Here is an 18,315-nt window from a genome sequence, read left to right on the forward strand (position 1 = left end):
TCTTCCATGAACTGTCAGTCGGGCATTAACGTGGGACACGAGGACCTCCGAGCGCGAAGTGTGTGAATTAGACAGCTCCACTTAGCCCGGAGGTCCTCCTCGTTTTCAAGCCCTAAGTGTCAACAACGTCCCGGCCCAGTACACCTAGGGCTGACCGCGGGCCGGGCATGGCCAGGCAGCGCCGCAACGCCGGGTATGTGCGGACAGCGGGGGGCCTCAGCCGTCGGCCGGGTCCTCCATCGGGAAGGCGACGGCCTCGCCCACCACACGCAGGCACAGCTCGGTGCCGGGACGGGCGATGGAGGCGTTCCAGTGCCGGATGGTGATGACCTCGCCGCCGCCGGGGTAGCGGTGGTCCGCGACGGCCCCTTCGGCCAGGACGGGGGGAACGGCCAGTTTCAGCCGGACGGTGGTTTCGGGGCCGAAGTAGTCCGTGTCCACCACGGTGCCCCGGATGGGGCCGTCCTCGGCGATGCGGATCTGCTCGGGGCGGAGCATCAGCTGGACGCGGCCCTGCGCCGGGGGCCGGCGGACGGGGATGCCGCCGAGGGAGCAGGTGGCCAGGGAGCCTTCCATCCAGGCGTCGAGGATGACCGCGTCGCCAAGGAATTCCGCGGTGGCCCGGTCCGCCGGGCGGGTGTAGACCACAAACGGGTTGCCGATCTGGGCGAGTTTGCCGCCGCGCATCACGGCCACCTGGTCCGCGAAGGACAGCGCCTCGGCCTGGTCGTGGGTGACCAGGATGGTGGTGACCCCGGCGTCGTGGAGGACAGTGCCGACGGCCCGCCGGGTGGCGACACGCAGCCCGGCGTCGAGCGCGGAGAACGGCTCATCCAGCAGCATCAGTTCCGGCTCGCGGGCCAGCGCGCGGGCCAGGGCGACGCGCTGCTGCTGGCCGCCGGAGAGCTGGTGCGGGCGCCGCTTGGCCATGGCCGGGTCCAGGGCAACCATTTCGAGCAGTTCGGCCACGCGTGCCTTGACGCCGCGGTGGCCGCCGTCGAGTTTGCCGGCGTCGAGGCCGAACGCGATGTTCTGCCCCACGGTCAGATGCGGGAAGAGGGCGCCGTCCTGGGCGACGTAGCCAACATGCCGTTTGTGCGCGGGGACCCAGAGCCCGTCCCCGGCCACGGTGCGGCCGTTGAGGGCGATGGTGCCGGTGTCGGGGTGTTCAAAACCGGCAATCAGGCGCAGCAGGGTGGTCTTGCCCGAGCCGGAGGGTCCCACGATCGCCGTCGTCCCGCCCTTGGCGACGGAGAGGTTGACGCCCTTGAGGACCGCCTGGGAGCCGAAGTTCTTCGTGACGGCCTCGACTTCCAGGTGGCTGTTGGTGCTGGGCGCCACGGAGGCCGCGATCCGGGGTTCGGGGAGCCGGGAGGGGTTTTGTTCGGTCACTGTCCCGCTGCTTTCTTGGACTGCTGGAAGAGAAGGTAGGTCATGGGCGCCGAGATCAGGATCATCAACAGGGCGTACGGCGCAGCGCCGGCGTAGTCGATTTCGCTGCTCTTGCTCCAGAATTCCGTGGCCAGGGTGCGCGTGCCGTTGGGCGAGAGCAGCAGGGTGGCCGTCAGCTCATTGACGATCCCCAGGAACACCAGGGCGGCCCCGCCGGCGGCAGCCGGTGCGGTCAGCCGCAGGGTGACCCGCAGGAAGGCCAGCAGCGGCGGTTTGCCGAGGGCCTGGGCTGCCTCGTCGAGCTCCTTGGGCGCCTGCGACAGCCCTGAGCGGATATTCACGAGGGCGCGGGGCAGGAACAGCAACACGTACGCGGAGACCAGCAGGGCCGTGGTCTGGTAGAGGTCCGGGGCCATCCGGATGCTCACGGTCACGAAGGCCAGGCCGACGACGATCCCCGGCATGGAGCTGGTGACGTAGTTGGAGAGTTCCAGGGCCTTGCTGAACCAGCCCGGATGCCGCACCGCGAGGTAGGCCATGGGGAACGCGACCACGGTGGTGGCCGCCGCCCCGGCCAGGCCGTAGCCGAGGGTCTGCAGCAGTGCCGGCAGGAACTCGTCCGCGGACCAGATAGCGGGGCCGCCGGCGACGATCCAGCGCACCACAAACGTCAGGGGAAGCCCGAAGGCCAGGGCGGTGAGGGCCAGAAGGGAGAACTGCGCCGGCAGCTGGTAGGCGTGCAGCGGCAGCCGCAGCGCCCTGGCCTGCGCGCCGGAACCGACCCGGGCGTACCGGGCAGTGCCGCGGCCGCGGACTTCGACCAGGAGCAGGATCAGGCAAAAGAAGACCAGCACGCTGGCCAGCATGTTTCCGGCCGTTCCGTTGAAGGTGGACTGGTACTGGACCATGATCGCGGTGGTGAAGGTGTCAAAGCGGATCATCGCGAACGCGCCGTACTCGGCCAGCAGGTGCAGGGAGACCAGCAGCGCGCCGCCGGTCATCGCGATCCGGAGCTGGGGCAGCACCACGCGGAAGAAGGCGCGCCACGCGCCAAGGCCCAGGGACGCGGCGGACTGTTCGATGGCGGGGTCGAGGCGGCTGAGCGTCGCGGCGGCCGGGATGTAGACCAGGGGGAAGTAGGACAGGGTGGCGATCAGCACGCCGGACCACAGCCCGCCCATCGAGGGGACGGCGGAGACCCACGCGTAGCTGTTGACGAACGCCGGCACCGCGAGCGGCGCGGCCAGCAGCACCGCCCACCACTTGTGGCCCTTGAGGTTGGTGCGTTCGACCAGCCAGGCGCCGCCGACGCCGAGGACCACGCACAGCGGCACGGTGATCACCATCAGCAGCACGGTGTTGAGCAGCAGTTCACCCACCCGGGCCCGGAAGATCAGGCCGACGGCGGTGTCCCAGCCGGTCGCGACCGTCATAAACGCCACGTAGCCGAGCGGGACCAGGGAGAACAGGGCGATCAGGACGGCCAGGATCGACACAACCGAGACGCCGAAAGGCGGGCGGGGCCGCGTGGCCCTGCCCGCCGTCGTCGTGCCGCCGGTGGTTCCGGGAGCAGCCAGCGTTTTTGTCACCGCTTAGAGCAGGCCTGCCTTGGTCATCAGGTCGGTGACCTTGGCGGAATTCAGCTTGGCCGGATCGACCGTGGGTGCCTGCAGTTCCTTCACCGGTACCAGCTTCCCGTTGGCCGCGACCTCGGAGCCCACCGGGTACTCGAAGGACGTGCCCTTCTGCAGGACTTCCTGGCCTTTCTTGCCGGTGATGAACTTCAGGAACGCCTGGGCGGCTGCGGCGTTCTTCGAGGACTTGAGCACACCGCCGCCGGAGACCGAGACAAACGCGCCGGGATCCTGGTTCTTGAAGTAGTACGGCGTGACGTTCTTCGAGTTCTCGCCGGTCTTGGCCTGGTCGCCGTAGTAGTAGTAGTGGTAGATCAGGGCGGCATCCACTTCACCGGCGTTGACGGCCTTCATGGCCGTGCTATTTCCCTTGTAGGCCTTGAAGTTCTCCTTCATGCCCTTGAGCCATTCCTCGGTGGCGGCCTCGCCCTTGAGTTCCAGCAGGGCCGAGACGATCGCCTGGAAGTCGGCGCCGGAGGGCGACGCCGCCCACTTGCCCTTCCACTCGGGCTTGGCCAGGTCCAGCATGGACTTGGGCAGCTTGTCAGCGCTCAGCTTGGCCTTGTCGTAGACCAGCACGGTGGAGCGGGCGGCGATGCCCGTCCACTTGTTGGTGGACGGGCGGAACCCTGCGGGGACCTGGTCGACGGTGGCCTTGTCCACGTCCGCAAAGAGGCCGGCATTTTCCACCTGGGCCATGGCGGGGGAGTTTTCGGTGAGGAACACGTCGGCCCGCGAGGCCGCGCCTTCCTGGATGATCTGGTTGGACATCTCGGTGTCGTCGCCCTGGCGGACGGTGACCTTGATGCCGGTCTCCGCCGTGAAGGCGTCCACCCATTCCTTGGTCAGTGATTCGTGCTGGGCGTTGTAGACGGTGATTTCACGGGCAGGCTTGCCATCGGCTCCGGTAGTGCTGCCGGAGGAGGCGCCGGTGCCACAGGCTGCGAGGCTGAGCGCGGCGGTGGCGGCGAGGGCAATGCCGGCCAGCGCGTTGTTGCGGATCTTCATGAGGCTACTTTCTGCAAGGAAAAGGTCGTAGGTGCCTAACCTCCGTGAGCGGGGAAGTTAGGGGATGCTCACTACGAAAAACTGTAGGTTAGCCAAACCTAAGCAACCAAGCCGAGAGTGCCTTAAGTGAGGAGGATCACATGAATTACGAAACTATTGCGTGACCTAATTGGCCTCGGGCGTCTCCAGGGCCTCCGAAGCGTCCGAAACGTCCGGGGCGCTGGCTGCCCCGCGCTCGGCGTCGACCTTGGCAGGTTCGACGACGGGCAGCTTCCCGGCGATGGACGCCGCTGCCTCCAGCACCATCCAGGCCTGCAGCTGGGTGGAGAGTTCAACGGCGGAACCCGCCGGGTAGCTGCGCCGGGCCGGCAGCTCGGGCCGGGCCGCAAAGACCAGCCGTGCGCCGTTGCGCGCCAGAGGCTCCTGCGCCGCCACCAGGCGCCGGCCCTCCCAGAAGGCCTCCGCGGTGTCCGTGACGAGGCGGGCCGCCTCGGTCCGGGTCTCGTCGGGCAGCCGTTCGTCGACGGCGGCCAGGGCGAGGTAGCGGACCAGGATCCCGGTGAACAGGCCGCCGTCGCCGGTTCCCTCGGAGCGCAGGACGGTGGCCTTGCGGCCCATCAGCGGCGCCTCGACCGTGAGGCTGCGCCCCACCGCCGCCACCAGTGCGGCCGCCCGCTGCAGGTTCGCCTCCCCGCCCAGCTCCAGCAGGGCGCCAAGTACCGGGCCCTGGTTGTAGGTATAGATGGCGCTCTCCAGCACCAGGTCGCCGCCGGGGGCAATCCGGAGGCCGTCCTGGTACATCCCCTGCTCGGGGTCGAAGAGCCTGGCGTCCAGCCAGTCCAGCAGGGCCTGCGCCCGGGCCGCCTGTCCGGTGCGGGCGTAGTACAGGGCGATCGGGGCCGTGGCCGGCGTGTTCTTGAAGTCGCGTTTCTTGCTCCAGAACGTGCCGCCGCCCAGGTCGTCGGTCGAGGCCGAGTCGAACTGCAGGGTCAGGCTCTTGAGGACCTTGGCGTTGCGCCGCCGCCCGGAGCTTTTGCGGGTGTCCTCGGCCAGCGTCTCGAGCCGCAGGGTGGCAAGGGCCAGCCAGGCCATGTCGTCGTAAAAGCTGTTGACCACGGTCAGGAAGTTGCGCAGCCGGATGCCGGTGACCAGGCGGGACGCGAGCTTGCCGGCGCTGGGCAGGTTGTCGCCGTCGAACTTCGCCGGCGTGTGGCCCTCGCCGCCGAGTTCGCGGCGTCCGGCGTCCACGAGGCAGTCAACGTAGTGCGCCTGCCACCAGTAGTGCCACGGCCGTGCGAGGTTCTTCAGCCGGCCCGACGGGCGGGTGATCGCAGCGATGTGCGTGCCGGGCAGGAAGAAGAGGCGCTGCCCGAACAGCCGGGTCACGGAACGGGCGGCCTCGTCGGCGCGGAAGGACCAGTTCGTGGCGGGGGCATGGGCGGATGCTGCGGTCATGGGACCAAGCCTAGTGGCGGCGGTATCCCCGGCACGGATTCCCGCGTCCGACGTGCGCAATATTGGCATTCCAGTTAACCTGTACTAACTAATGTTCCCTGGCGCCGGTGGGCTGCGTGAAGTCCACGGCCGGGGTGCGGTTCCACATCAAGGAGGATGTATGGACGTCTTGGGTACTGTCGCGCTGATCACGGGCGGTGCATCCGGGCTGGGTGCCGCCACGGCCCGGCGGCTGTTCGCTGCCGGCGCCTCGGTTGTGCTGGTTGATCTCCCCGCCTCCGCCGGGGAGGGCCTCGCGGCCGAACTGAACGCACAGGCCGGCGGCCGGGCCGACACGGCAAACCGCGCCGTTTTCGTCCCCGCGGACGTGACCAGCGAAGAGCAGGTGCAGGCCGCCGTGGACGCCGCTGTCGCCCTCGGCCCGCTGCGGATCGTGGTCAACTGCGCCGGCATTGCCACCCCCGGCAAGGTGCTGGGCCGCGACGGAGTGCTCCCGCTGGAGACCTTCAGCCGCGTCATCCAGATCAACCTCGTGGGCACGTTCAACGTCATCCGCCTGGCCGCGGCCGCAATGGCTGCCACCGAGCCCGCGCACACGGAGCTGGGCGGGGCCGAACGCGGCGTCATCATCAACACGGCCTCCGTCGCAGCCTTCGACGGGCAGATCGGCCAGCCCGCCTACGCGGCCTCCAAGGGGGCCGTGGCGGCGATGACCCTGCCGATCGCCCGCGAGCTGGCGCGCTCGCTGATCCGCGTCGTCACCATCGCCCCCGGGATCTTCGAGACCCCCATGATGGCCGGACTCCCGCAGGAGGCCCAGGACTCGCTGGGCAGCCAGGTACCGCACCCGTCCCGGCTGGGCCGCCCCGCCGAATACGCCAACCTGGCAGCGCACATCGTGGAGAACGCCATGCTCAACGGCGAGACCATCCGGCTCGACGGCGCCATCCGGATGGGACCGAAGTGACCCTCGCCGTGGACGCCACTGCCCCCGTGGACCCGGCCCTCTCCGGACTGCCGACCGCCGACTTCTTCGATTTCGAGTCGCTCCTCAGCGCCGCCGAGCAGGCGAAAGTGGCCGAGCTGCGGGAGTTCCTGGCCCGCGAGGTGGCGCCGTTCGCCACCCGGTGGTGGAACGACGCCGAGTTCCCGGCACACATCCTGCCCAAACTCGCGGCGCTCGAACTCAGCGCGCCCACCCAGCGCGGCTACAGTAACCTCTTCGCCGGCCTCGTCATCGCCGAGATGACCCGGGTGGACACCTCGCTGGCCACCTTCTTCCTGGTCCACCATGACCTTTTCGTGGAGTCCCTCTACGGGTTCGGCTCGGCGGACCAGAAGGCCCGGCTGCTCGCGGACGCGGCCAACCTGCGCACCACCGGGGCCTTCGCGCTGACCGAACCGGACCACGGATCCGACGTCGCCGGCGGCATGGAGACCACCGCCCGCCGGGTCTCCGGCGGGGAGGACGGCGATTACTGGGTGCTCAACGGCGCCAAGCGCTGGATCGGGAACGGGACGTTTTGCGACTACATGCTGGTCTGGGCCCGCGACGAGGCCGACGGCGGCATCCGCGGGTTCATCGTCGACGCCACGTTGCCGGGTGTGAGCCGGAGCCGGATCGAGAACAAGATCGCGCTGCGGACCGTGCAGAACGCCGACATTGTCTTCGAGGACGTCCGGGTGGCCGAATCGGACCGGTTCGCCGGGATCAACAGCTTCGATGACACCAACGAGCTGCTGCGCGGGTCGCGGATCATGGTCGCCTGGCAGGGTGTGGGGCAGCAGCTGGCGGCGTTCGACGTCGCCCGGCAGCACGCCGTCGAACGCCAGCAGTTCGGCCGGCCGCTGGCGAAGTTCCAGCTGGTCCAGCAGCAGCTGGTGACCATGCTGGGGAACGCGGTGGCGAGTATGGGCATGATGGTCCGGATCGCGCAGCTGCAGGACCGGGGCGCGGCGGATATGCCCCAGGTGGCGCTGGCGAAGTCCTACGTGAGCGCCCGGATGCGGGAAACCGTGGCGATGGGCCGGTCCCTGCTGGGCGGCAACGGGATCGTCACCGATTACCGGATGGCGAAGATTTTCGCCGACGCCGAGGCGATCTACACCTACGAGGGTTCCTACGAGATCAACACCCTGATCGTGGGCCGCGCGGTCACCGGGGTCTCCGCGATCGCCTGACCCCGGCCGCCTGTCCGGGGTACCGCTAGGCGAAGGGCTGCTTCTCGCCGGCCTCGATCCGGTAGTCCAGGCTGTTGTTCTTCACCGGCATGGGGCAGGTGCCGTACGGGGTGAACGCGCTGGGGTAGTTGATGGCCCGGTTGAAGTCCAGGATCACGGTGTTGTCCGGCCGCGGCCGGGCCGTGGAGACCTTGCGCCACTCGTCGGTGCTCTCGCCGTTGGTCTCGTCGTGGAACGTGACCGTCAGGGCACCGAGCTTCTCTTCTTCGGCCTGCAGGCGGCTTTCGTGCTCCTGGCCGGGAAGCCGGAAGACGAGCTCGCCGACGGAGCGGTGCACACCGTCGACCAGCGGGTTGGCGGTTCCGATGGGCACGTCCACCGGCTCGGGGTAGGGCGTGTAGCGCGCCTCGATGACGAGGTCGGGCCGGTAGTCGAAGGTGGGAACGCCGCTGAACCCGGTGAAGACCGGCGACGCCGAATCGCGGGTCCGGATCGCGTATTTGTCCGCGCGCATGGCGAGTTCCACCACCACCTGCCGGCCGTCCGTGCCGCCGTACTGGACCCACAGGAGGGATTCCTCGTCGGCCAGTTCCGCGCTGACTGTCCCGTCCACGGGGTCGCCGGACTCCACCAGCGTCAGCCCGTCCGCCGCGGCGGCGGTGAGGAACGCTGCCGTGCCGTCCGTTGACCACAGCCCCGGCGCGAGGTCGACGGCGGCGGGGGAGTCCTCCAGCCATTGGAACGAGGTCAGGGTCAGCCAGCCGTAGTCACTCGCGAGGGCGGTGTTCCGGCTGGTGCGGAAGCGCTGCCAGCGGGCAAGCTGCGGGTCGGCGGGGGTCTCAGCTGTGGTCACGGGCGTCACTCCTGGTAGCGGGCGGGGGTGCGAGGGCGGCCGCGACCAGCGCGGCGGCGGTGGCGCGGGCTGCGGCGGGCGCGGCGGGGTCGGCGTCGAGGACCCCGCTGGCCAGGCCGCCGTCGAGGACCAGGGTCAGGCTCCGCGCCAGGCCGTCCGGGTCCGGGGCGCCGGCCTCCGCGGCCAGGGACCTGATCCACGCCAGGATCTGTTGCTTATGGGCGACAGTCCGTTCGTGCACCCGGGTGCCGGCGGCGGATTCGGCGGCGGCATTGATGAACGCGCAGCCGCGGTAACCGTCCCGGCGGCACGCGGTGGAGAGGGCGTCGAAGAGGCCCACCAGCTGGTCCGCGGGTGCCGGCCCAGCGGCGTCGGCGGCGGCGTGCAGCTGCCCGCTCCAGACCCCGTCGACCCGCTCGAGATAGGCCAGGATCAGGTCGTCCTTGGCCGGAAAGTACTTATAGAAGGTGGCCTTGGCGACGCCGGACTCGGCAATGATCGTATCGATCCCGGCCGCCCGGAGGCCCTGGGCATAAAAGAGCCGGAATGCCGTTGCCAGGATCTTGTCCTTCGCCTGGCCGGCCGGCGTCCGGACAGCCCGGGGCCCGGCAGTGGGCGCTGGGGCTGTCGCGGTCATAGCTTCATGGTACACAGACCAGTCTGTCTATCCAGCTTGCCGGGTCTTGCCGTAGACAGTTCTGTCTGATAACGTCTCGCCAGATGGTAGACGGTTCTGTCTACCCCATAATCCGAAACCCGTGAGGTCCCCATGAAAATCGCAGTCTTCGGCACCGGCACCGTTGGCCCCACGGTCGCAGGCGCCCTGGCAAAGCTCGGCCACAACGTCGCTATCGGCACCCGGGACCCGCAGGCCACCCTGGCCCGGACCGAGGCCGGCCCGATGGGCGGCGTCCCCTTCGCCCAGTGGCACACGGAACATTCCGACATTGCGCTGGCCACCTTCGCCGAGGCCGCGGCCGGCAGCGACATTGTTGTCAACGCCACCAATGGGACCGGATCCCTGGAGGCGCTGAACGCCGCCGGCGCCGACAACCTGGCCGGCAAGGTCATTGTGGACATCGCGAACCCGCTCGACTTCTCCCAGGGCTTCCCGCCGTCGTTGAACCCGGTGAACACGGACAGCCTCGGCGAGCAGATCCAGCGGGCGTTCCCCGACGCCCGGGTGGTCAAGACCCTCAACACGATGAACGCCGCGATCATGGTGGACCCGGCAAGTGTGGCCGGCGGCGACCACTCGGTCTTCGTCTCCGGCAACGACGCCGGCGCCAAGGCCGCGGTGTCCGGCCTGCTGGCGGACCTGGGGCACCGCGACATCATCGACCTGGGCGACATCACCACGGCCCGCGGCACGGAGATGCTCCTGCCGGTCTGGCTGCGGCTCTGGGGTGCCCTCGGGAACGCGGACTTCAACTTCAAGATCGCCCGCTAGGCCCCGGGCCTCGAACGGCAAGGGGGCGGACACTATCTGAGACGGATTCCACGGCGCACCGTGAGCCGGGTAACATCCCATGGGTATAAGTAACCCGGCTCACAGTATCCAGCGCAGTGTACGAGCCAAGTCGAACCCTCGAAAGATTGTTTCCATGGCTGACACTGCAATGACTTCCGCCTCGGACCTCGCCTCCGAACTCCGCGCTGACGTCCGCCGGGTGTCCACCCTGCTCGGCGAATCCCTGGTCCGCCAGCACGGCCCGGAACTCCTGGACCTCGTGGAGCAGGTGCGCCTGCTGACCAAGGAATCCAAGGAGGCTGCCCGCGGCGGCGCCGACGCCACGGGTCCCTGGAGCTCGTACGACGTCGTCGCCCAGGTCCGGGAACTGCTCGGCTCCCTGCCGCTCGAGCAGGCCACCGACCTGGTCCGGGCCTTCGCGTTCTACTTCCACCTGGCCAACGCCGCCGAGCAGGTCCACCGGGTGCGCGGGCTGCGGAACCGGCAGGAGAAGGACGGCTGGCTGGCCAGGGCCGTCGCGGACATCGCGGAGCAGGCCGGCCCGGGTGTGCTGCAGGACGTGGTGGATGAGCTCGACGTGCGGCCGATCTTCACCGCGCACCCCACGGAGGCCTCGCGCCGTTCCGTGCTGGACAAGATCCGCCGGCTCTCCGACGTGCTGTCCGAGGCCACCCTCGACGGGACCGCGGCCCGACGCCGCCAGGACCGCCAGCTGGCCGAGGTAATCGACCAGATGTGGCAGACCGACGAGCTCCGGCAGGTCCGGCCCACCCCCGTGGATGAGGCCCGGAACGCCATCTACTACCTAACCGGGATCCTCGGGGACGCCATGCCGGAGATGCTCTCGGACCTCTCCGAACTCCTCGGCGACCACGGGGTCAGCCTGCCGGTCACCAAGGCGCCGATCCGCTTCGGGTCCTGGATCGGCGGGGACCGGGACGGCAACCCCAACGTCACCGCGGCCGTCACCCGCGAAATCCTGCAGATCCAGAACCAGCACGCCGTCCGGATCAGCATCGGCCTGATCGACGGGCTGATCTCCATCCTGTCCAACTCCACGGCGCTCGCCGGGGCGGACCAGGCACTGCTGGACTCGATCGACGTCGACCTGAAGAACCTGCCGGGCCTGGACCGCCGCGTCCTGGAACTGAACGCGCAGGAACCGTACAGGCTCAAACTCACCTGCATCAAGGCGAAGCTGCTCAACACCGGGCGCCGGGTTGCGGCCGGGTCCGCCCACGAGCCGGGCCGGGACTACGCCGCCACCGCCGAACTCCTGGCCGAGCTGGGACTGCTGGAAACCTCGCTCCGGAACCACCACGCCGCCCTCGCCGCCGACGGTGCCCTGGCCCGCGTCCGGCGCGCGATTTCCTCCTTCGGCCTGCACCTGGCCACCCTGGACATCCGGGAACACGCCGACCACCACCACGACGCCGTCGGCCAGCTGATGGACCGGCTCGGCGGCCCCGGCGTGCGGTACGCCGAACTGAGCCGGGCCGAGCGGCTGGAGGTTCTCGGCTCCGAGCTCGCGTCCCGGCGACCGCTCTCCGGCCACCCGATCAAGCTCGACGGCGTCGCGGACGGCACCTACGACGTCTTCCGCGAGATCCGCCGCGCCCTGCGCACCTACGGCCCGGACGTCATCGAGACCTACATTGTGTCCATGACCCGCGGCGCAGACGACGTCCTGGCCGCCGTCGTGCTGGCCCGCGAGGCCGGGCTGGTGAACGTCTTCGGTGAGGCGCCCTACGCGAAGATCGGGTTCGCCCCGCTGCTGGAGACCGTGGAGGAGCTGCGGGCCTCGGCCGAGATCGTCGATGCGCTGCTCTCCGACGCTTCCTACCGCGAGGTGGTCCGGCTGCGCGGCGACGTGCAGGAGATCATGCTTGGCTATTCGGACTCCAATAAGGAATCCGGGGTGATGACCAGCCAGTGGGAAATCTACAAAACCCAGCGGAAGCTGCGCGACGTCGCAGCGAAGCACGGCGTGCGGGTGCGGCTCTTCCACGGCCGCGGCGGGTCGGTGGGCCGCGGCGGCGGGCCCACCTATGACGCCATCATGGCCCAGCCCAACGGCGTCCTGGAGGGCGAGATCAAGTTCACCGAACAGGGCGAGGTGATCTCGGACAAGTACTCGCTGCCGGAGCTCGCCCGCGAAAACCTGGAACTCTCCCTCGCCGCGGTGCTCCAGGGTTCCGCGCTGCACCGCACCCCGCGCACCTCCGAGGACCAGCGGGAGCGGTACGGCCACGTGATGGAAACCATCTCGGACGCCGCGTTCGCCCGGTACCGGACACTGATCGATGACCCGGACCTGCCGGCCTACTTTATGGCCTCCACCCCGGTGGAGCAGCTGGGGTCGCTGAACATCGGGTCCCGGCCGTCCAAACGCCCCGATTCCGGGGCCGGGCTGGAGGGGCTCCGGGCCATCCCGTGGGTGTTCGGCTGGACCCAGTCGCGGCAGATCGTTCCCGGCTGGTTCGGCGTCGGCTCGGGACTCAAGGCGGCCCGCGAGGCCGGCCACACGGCCCAGTTGGTGGAGATGATGGACGGGTGGCACTTCTTCCGTTCGGTGCTCTCCAACGTCGAAATGACCCTGGCCAAGACCGACATGGACATCGCCGGCTACTACGTCTCTACCCTGGTCCCGGAGGAGCTGCACCACCTGTTCCACGCCATCCGGGCCGAGTACGAGCTCACGGTCGCCGAAATCCAGAACCTGACTGGTGAGAACCTGCTGCTGGACGCCCAGCCCACCCTCAAGCGCTCGCTCGAAATCCGGGACCAGTACCTCGATCCGATCAGCTACCTGCAGGTGGAGCTGCTCCGCCGTGTCCGCGCCGAATCCGCTGCCGGGACGGACATGTCCAATGCCGAGATCGACGAGCGGCTCCAGCGCGCCATGCTGATCACCGTCAACGGTGTGGCTGCCGGGCTGCGCAATACGGGGTAGGGGCCCGGGGTTTCGGCCGGGGCGCTCTCGGCCGGGGCGGTCCGCGCTGGCTTGCGTCCTGCTGGCTCCGGCTAGGGTGGTTTTATGCCGTCGTTCCAGACCAGACTCAAAATCACCGGGCTCAAGCCGGGCAACCCGCCGGAGGCCGTGATGGCAACGGCCGTGGAGGTGCTCGGGACGCGGCACCACATGGAGTCGAACCAGCTGGAACTCGCCGGCGGCGTCCCGCAGCTGAACCTGCGTTTCCTGGTGGACGCCACGGCCTATGCCGCGGAGAACAGCCAGGCGCTGGAGTCGGCCGCCATGATGCGCGACGCCGTCGAGCGCGTGGCAGTCACCGGGACGCTTACGGTGCTTCGGCGCAACCGCGGCCGCTGGGCCCCGGTCTAGCGGCCCGTCGGCGGCAGCGCCGGCCTAGAAGTCGAGTTCGGCGTCGGGATCCGCGCCGGGGGAACCGGGCTCCACCACAGGGGAGCGGCTGCCGCGGCGGCGCGTGACGATCACTCCGACGACGGCGCCGATCACCAGGCCCACTCCCACCCCGATCAGCGAACTGGCCCAAAAGGGCAGCTTGGTGGCCGAGCCCGTGACGTAGCCGAGGGCCACGGACCACACCGCCCACAGCGTGCCGCCCAGGGCCGCGCAGAAACTGAAGCCGCGGGTGGACACGTTGGCAATCCCGGCCGCTGCCGTGGTGGCGAGCCGGCCGCCGGGGATGAACCGGATCCCGATGATCGCCCCGTAAGTTGACGAGCGGCCGGCCCGGGCGATGGCGAGGTGGACCCCGCTGTGGAATTTCCGGCCCCAGCTCCACCGGTCCAGCACATGGCTGAGCCGCCGTTTGAACAGCTGGAACACCAGGAGGTCGCCGAGCCAGGACGCCACCGCGGCGAGGAACGCCACGAGGAAAACGTTGGCGCGGCCGTCGGCCGACAGGGCGCCGCCGGTGATGACCAGCATTTCGGAGGGGACCGGCGGGAAGATGGCGTCGCCAAGGACCACGGGGATGATCCAGAAATAGATCGCGGCTCCCCAGGTGTCCGCGTTGGCCAGGTCCATGGGCACAAGGTATCGCATATCCGGCGGGGTGGGCGCGGTGTGGTTCGATGCGGGTGGGCGCGCGGCGCGCCCGCGGCTAGCGGGCTAGCGGGCTAGCGGGACTCGGAAAGGGTAAGCCGGCTGCGGTACTCCACCGCGGCGCCCGAGATGGGGTCGACGAAGCGGATGCCGCGCGCCAGCAGCTGCAGGGGTCTGGTGTAGTCGTCCGGCGCCTTATCCAGCAGGTCGGGGTAGAACGCGTCGTTCACGATCCCGAGTCCCAGCGACGCCATATGCACTCGCAGCTGGTGCGTCTTGCCCGAGTGCGGCTCCAGCCGGTACAGCGCGCGGCGCGGGCCGCCGTCGTCGGCCGCTCCCGCCCGGGCGGGCCCGTCAAAGCAGCGCAGCCGCTCGATCCGGGTCTCGGCGTTGGGCTCACCGGGGATGACCTCGGCGAGCAGGTAACTGCGGGACTTGGTCATCCGGTTCCGGACCACCACGGGGAAGTCGACGGCGGGGTGCCCGGCGGCGGGCTCCGCGGCGGACACGCACTCGTACTCCTTCTGGACCTGGCGCTTTTCGAAGAGCACCTGGTACTTCCCGCGGGTCTCCGGGTTGGTGGAGAGCAGCAGGATCCCGGCGGTCATGCGGTCGAGGCGGTGCATGGGGATCAGGTCCGGCAGCTCCAGCTGGTTGCGCAGCCGGACCAGGGCCGATTCCTGGATGTAGGTGCCGCCCGGCGTGGTGGGGAGGAAGTGCGGCTTGTCCACCACCAGCAGGTGTTCATCCTGGTGCAGGATGTTCAGCTCCACGGGCATACGCGTCTCCGGCGGCAGGGAGCGGTAGTACCAGATGAAGGTGTGGCGGCGCAGGGGGGTGGTGCGGTCCAGCGGGACGCCGGCCTCGCCCACGATCTCGCCGGCGTCAAAGCGGTCCTCGATGCCCTGCGGGTCGATGTGGCCCCAGCGGTGCATCATGTACTCCATGGCGGTGTCCCACGGCCCCTCCTCCGGCAGGCGAAGGCGGGTCGCATTCACGCCGTCACGTACGGGCAGGGGGGATTGCATCACCGGTCCATTCTACGTGCCCCGCCCTTGCGCCCACCCCTCGCTCCCGTTCGCCGGCCTCCGCCCCGGCCACTTCGACGGTTCCGTGCTGGCGCGACGTATCTGAGCATCGGGCCCGCAGGGAACCGTCGAAACGGCGCCGACGACAAAAAAGTTCTTGACGAATAAAACTGTCGGCAAGGAGACTTGGAGCATGCTAGACATCGAAGTGATCGAGGACCCGGCCGCGGCGGAGGCCTCTTTGGACCCGATCCGCACCCGGATCCTCCGTGAGCTTGCCGAGCCCGGTTCCGCCACGCAGCTTGCCGCGAAGGTGGGGCTGCCGCGGCAGAAAGTGAATTACCACCTGAAAGCGCTCGAACGGCACGGGCTGGTGGAACTCATCGAGGAGCGCCGGCGGGGAAACGTCACCGAACGCCTCCTGCGGGCGACGGCGTCGTCGTACCTGATTTCGCCGTCGGCGCTGGCGTCCGTGGCCCCGGACCCGCGCCGCTTCTCGGACCGGTTCTCCGCGTTCTGGCTGCTGGCGCTCGCGGCCCGTATGGTCCAGGAGGTGGGCCAGCTGATCGCCGGTGCCGCCGCGGCGAGGCAGAAACTCGCCACCTTTGCGATCGATGGCGAGGTGACGTTCAGGACGGCCGCCGACCGGGCGGCGTTTGCGGAGGAACTCGGCGTCGCAGTCACCCGACTCGTGGACAAGTACCACGACGGCGGACCGACCGGTCCCGCGGCCAGCCAGGACGGGGCCCCGGCCGCTAGGCCGCCTGCCGGACGCAAGCACCGGCTCGTCGTCGCGCTCCACCCGGCGTTGAAGACGCCGCCGAATAGCACCCCACGCAGCCCCCAGGGCGCGACCCCACAAGCCAAGGAGCAGAACAATGACTGACAAGCGCGAATTCGAGATCGTCTACGACGCTGAGCTGCCGGGCACCCCCGAGCAGGTCTGGGAGGCCGTCACCAAGGACACTCCCGCCTGGATGTTCCCCACCGACCAGTGGCCCGCGGTCCGCACCGTCGAGGACTACCCGTCCCACCTGGTGTCCCGGATGGAGGGACCTGACGGCTGGTTCAACCAGCTGGAGCACGTTCTGGAACCGGCCGACGGCGGCCGGGCGCGGCTGCACTACGTCCACAGCGGCATCTTTGCGGACAACTGGGTCGAACAGTACAACGGCGCCAGCAAGCACACCGCCTTCTACCTCCACACCCTCGGCCAGTACCTGCAGCACTTCAGCGGGAGGCCCGTGGTCTTCACGGATATCCAGGCCCCGGCCCCGTCGCAGGCGCCGGATGGCTTCGACCGGCTCAAGAAGGCCCTCGGAGTGGCTGGCTCGGCCCCGGGGGATGGGGTGGCATTGGACATCGACGGCGTCGGCCACCTGTCCGGCGAAGTGGACTTTGCCAACGAAAACTTCCTCGGAATTCGGACCGCCGACACGATGTACCGGTTCTTCGGACGCAACAACTTCGGAGCGCCGGTGGGCATGACCGTGCACGACTTCAGCGGCCGGGGCGACTCCGCGGCGACGGCGGATGCGTGGGCCGGGTTCCTCGCGAAGGTCTACGCCTAGGTCCCTCCTCCGCGGCCCCCCCGTTTCCACGCGACCACGCTTCGCCACTTCGACGGTTCCGCGCCGCCTCGATGTTTCTGGGCGTCGAACCGGCAGGGAACCGTCGAAACGGGCGTGGTGGCCCAGCGGTCAGGCGATGGCGACGGCGGGCTGGGCGGCCAGGTTCCGGCGCAGCTGGGGCGAGCTGTCCAGCCGATCCTGGGCCGCGCGGAGGGCGAGCACCGCAGTCTCCAGTTGCTCCGGCGGCAGGGTGAACGGGACGCGCAGGTAGTGTTCGAACGCGCCGCCGACGCCGAACCTTGGTCCCGCCGCGAGCCGGATGCCGAAGTCCGGGGCGATCACGGCCAGGGCGGTGCTCACCGGCGCCGGCAGCCGGCACCAGACGGACAGCCCGCCGTCGGGCCGTTCCGCTTGCCACGACGGAAGCTGGCTGCGGATCAGATCGAGCAGGACGTCCCGGTTTCCGCGCAGCGACGCGAGCCGCGCCGGGAGCGGCTCGGCAAGATCGCTCACGAGGTGCGCCGCGGCGAGCTGCTCCACCACGGGGCCGCCGAGGTCCAGGGTGGTGCGGGCGGCGGCGAAGCGGCGGATCAGGGGCTCGCTGGCACGGATCCAGCCGGTGCGCAGCCCCGCCCAGTGCGACTTGCTCAGGGATCCGAGGGAAACCACCGCCGGGCTGAACGCGGCCATGGGCGTGGAGCGGACGCCGTCGAGGTTCAGCTCGCGGAGCGTTTCGTCGGCCACCAATACAGTGCCCGCCGCCGCGGCAGCAGCGACAAGGCGGCGCCGCTGCTCGTCGGGCATCAGGCGGCCGGTGGGATTGTGGAAGTCGGGCACCACGTACGCCATCGCCGGCCGCTGCTGCAGGAGTGCGGACTCCATCGCGTCGAGGTCCCAGCCGGGGTGCCCGTTGCCGCCCGGCGCGCGCAGGCCGCCGGAATGGTGGCCGCCGTCGGAAGTTGCCGCGGGCATGGCCACCGTGACCGGCCGGCAGCCCGCTGCCCGGATCGCGTCGAGGGCGTTCGGGTAGCTCGGATGCTCGACGAGGACCCGCTCCGAACGCCCCGCCAGGGTCCGCAAAACTATGTTCAGCGCGTGCTGCGCGCCGGACGTGACCAGGATCTGCCCGGCCGTGGTGGGCACGCCGGCCGCCGTGTATTGGGCCGCGATGGCCTCACGGAGCGGTCCGACGCCGAGCGCGTCGTACCCGAATCCGGGCAGGAGCGCCGGCAGTTCCGTCAGCGCCGCGGCGAACGCGCGGTGCACCACTTCGCCGCTGGCGGGCAGCGAGGCGTAGGCGAGGTCGATGATTCCGTCCGGCACCGCCAGCCCGGGTGCGCCGCTGAGCCGGAGTCCGCCGTCGTTCGCCCCCGCATGGACGGGCCCCTGGCTGGGGATGCAGCTCCGGCTCCGGCTGCCCTGGCCGCTGCTGAGGTACCCCTGTTCGCGCAGCAGGGCGTAAGCCGCCGTCACCGTGGTGCGGCTGATGCCGAGGGTCGCGGCCAGTGCCCGCTCACTGGGCAGTGCGACGTCGAGGGGGACCCGCCCGTCCAGCACCAGGAGGCGGACGACGTCGGCCAGCTCGCGGTAAGCGGGCGAGGCGCCGACGTTCCACTCACCCAGCAGGCGTGCAAGGGAACTCGGATTCAGGGAGGCGGACATAAGGCCAGTATTTCAAACTGGCTATGGATT

16 protein-coding genes are annotated in these 18,315 nt (G+C 69.5%); 7 read left to right on the forward strand and 9 right to left on the reverse strand.

Features of this window, described 5'->3' with window-relative positions; genetic code table 11:
• Positions 1-216 precede the first annotated feature (216 nt).
• From AC1DHY_RS14255 to AC1DHY_RS14270, 4 genes are all read right to left on the reverse strand, one after another.
• On the reverse strand, positions 217-1,392 hold the full coding sequence (locus AC1DHY_RS14255) for an ABC transporter ATP-binding protein (protein ID WP_476878937.1): 1,176 nt from the start codon (positions 1,390-1,392) through the stop codon (positions 217-219).
• Complete coding sequence (locus AC1DHY_RS14260) at positions 1,389-2,981, reverse strand: ABC transporter permease (protein ID WP_476878936.1); 1,593 nt, start codon at positions 2,979-2,981, stop codon at positions 1,389-1,391. Before AC1DHY_RS14260 ends, AC1DHY_RS14255 begins: the two co-directional genes overlap by 4 nt.
• A 3-nt stretch (positions 2,982-2,984) precedes the next feature.
• Positions 2,985-4,034, reverse strand: coding sequence for an iron ABC transporter substrate-binding protein (locus tag AC1DHY_RS14265; RefSeq protein WP_476878935.1), 1,050 nt, complete (start codon positions 4,032-4,034; stop codon positions 2,985-2,987).
• 165 nt (positions 4,035-4,199) lie between these two features.
• Complete coding sequence (locus AC1DHY_RS14270; protein WP_476903799.1) at positions 4,200-5,489, reverse strand: glycoside hydrolase family 76 protein; 1,290 nt, start codon at positions 5,487-5,489, stop codon at positions 4,200-4,202.
• A gap of 160 nt (positions 5,490-5,649) precedes the next feature.
• On the opposite strand from AC1DHY_RS14270, the gene AC1DHY_RS14275 reads away from it, so the two are divergent.
• Together AC1DHY_RS14275 and AC1DHY_RS14280 are read left to right on the forward strand one after the other, a co-directional pair.
• Positions 5,650-6,456, forward strand: a complete 807-nt coding sequence (locus tag AC1DHY_RS14275) for an SDR family NAD(P)-dependent oxidoreductase (protein ID WP_476878933.1) — start codon at positions 5,650-5,652, stop codon at positions 6,454-6,456.
• Entirely contained in the window at positions 6,453-7,670 is a 1,218-nt protein-coding gene (locus tag AC1DHY_RS14280) for an acyl-CoA dehydrogenase family protein (protein WP_476903800.1), read from the forward strand. Before AC1DHY_RS14275 ends, AC1DHY_RS14280 begins: the two co-directional genes overlap by 4 nt.
• A 25-nt stretch (positions 7,671-7,695) precedes the next feature.
• On the opposite strand, the gene AC1DHY_RS14285 is transcribed toward AC1DHY_RS14280, so the two are convergent.
• Both AC1DHY_RS14285 and AC1DHY_RS14290 read right to left on the reverse strand, forming a co-directional pair.
• The gene (locus AC1DHY_RS14285) at positions 7,696-8,523 is read right to left on the reverse strand and encodes a DUF1684 domain-containing protein (protein WP_476878931.1); all 828 of its coding nucleotides are present in this window, start codon (positions 8,521-8,523) and stop codon (positions 7,696-7,698) included.
• The gene (locus tag AC1DHY_RS14290; RefSeq protein WP_476878930.1) at positions 8,510-9,160 is read right to left on the reverse strand and encodes a TetR/AcrR family transcriptional regulator; all 651 of its coding nucleotides are present in this window, start codon (positions 9,158-9,160) and stop codon (positions 8,510-8,512) included. The genes AC1DHY_RS14285 and AC1DHY_RS14290 overlap by 14 nt, the downstream gene beginning before the upstream one ends.
• Positions 9,161-9,292: 132 nt before the next feature.
• Here AC1DHY_RS14290 and AC1DHY_RS14295 point away from each other — a divergent pair, with 132 nt between their 5' ends.
• The 3 genes from AC1DHY_RS14295 to AC1DHY_RS14305 all read left to right on the forward strand — a co-directional run bounded on the left by AC1DHY_RS14295 (position 9,293) and on the right by AC1DHY_RS14305 (position 13,337).
• Positions 9,293-9,973, forward strand: coding sequence for an NADPH-dependent F420 reductase (locus AC1DHY_RS14295; protein WP_476878929.1), 681 nt, complete (start codon positions 9,293-9,295; stop codon positions 9,971-9,973).
• A gap of 154 nt (positions 9,974-10,127) precedes the next feature.
• Positions 10,128-12,947 (forward strand): phosphoenolpyruvate carboxylase, encoded by a 2,820-nt coding sequence (gene ppc / locus AC1DHY_RS14300; RefSeq protein WP_476878928.1) that lies wholly within the window; start codon positions 10,128-10,130, stop codon positions 12,945-12,947.
• 84 nt (positions 12,948-13,031) lie between these two features.
• Entirely contained in the window at positions 13,032-13,337 is a 306-nt protein-coding gene (locus AC1DHY_RS14305) for a hypothetical protein (protein WP_476878927.1), read from the forward strand.
• A gap of 24 nt (positions 13,338-13,361) precedes the next feature.
• Here AC1DHY_RS14305 and AC1DHY_RS14310 read toward each other — a convergent pair whose 3' ends face one another.
• Positions 13,362-14,006 (reverse strand): DedA family protein, encoded by a 645-nt coding sequence (locus tag AC1DHY_RS14310; RefSeq protein ID WP_476878926.1) that lies wholly within the window; start codon positions 14,004-14,006, stop codon positions 13,362-13,364.
• A 92-nt stretch (positions 14,007-14,098) separates the two neighbouring features.
• On the reverse strand, positions 14,099-15,052 hold the full coding sequence (locus tag AC1DHY_RS14315) for an RluA family pseudouridine synthase (protein WP_476878938.1): 954 nt from the start codon (positions 15,050-15,052) through the stop codon (positions 14,099-14,101).
• A gap of 193 nt (positions 15,053-15,245) precedes the next feature.
• Here AC1DHY_RS14315 and AC1DHY_RS14320 point away from each other — a divergent pair, with 193 nt between their 5' ends.
• Positions 15,246-15,938 carry a helix-turn-helix domain-containing protein gene (locus AC1DHY_RS14320; RefSeq protein ID WP_476878862.1) on the forward strand — a complete coding sequence of 231 codons (693 nt, stop codon included), beginning with the start codon at positions 15,246-15,248 and terminating at the stop codon, positions 15,936-15,938.
• Positions 15,931-16,623 carry an SRPBCC family protein gene (locus AC1DHY_RS14325; RefSeq protein ID WP_476878863.1) on the forward strand — a complete coding sequence of 231 codons (693 nt, stop codon included), beginning with the start codon at positions 15,931-15,933 and terminating at the stop codon, positions 16,621-16,623. The genes AC1DHY_RS14320 and AC1DHY_RS14325 overlap by 8 nt, the downstream gene beginning before the upstream one ends.
• 129 nt (positions 16,624-16,752) lie before the next feature.
• Here AC1DHY_RS14325 and yczR read toward each other — a convergent pair whose 3' ends face one another.
• Positions 16,753-18,285, reverse strand: coding sequence for a MocR-like transcription factor YczR (gene yczR, locus AC1DHY_RS14330; protein WP_476878864.1), 1,533 nt, complete (start codon positions 18,283-18,285; stop codon positions 16,753-16,755).
• Between the last annotated feature and the right edge of the window lie 30 nt (positions 18,286-18,315).

This window comes from Arthrobacter sp. 05L44 (assembly GCF_056397605.1).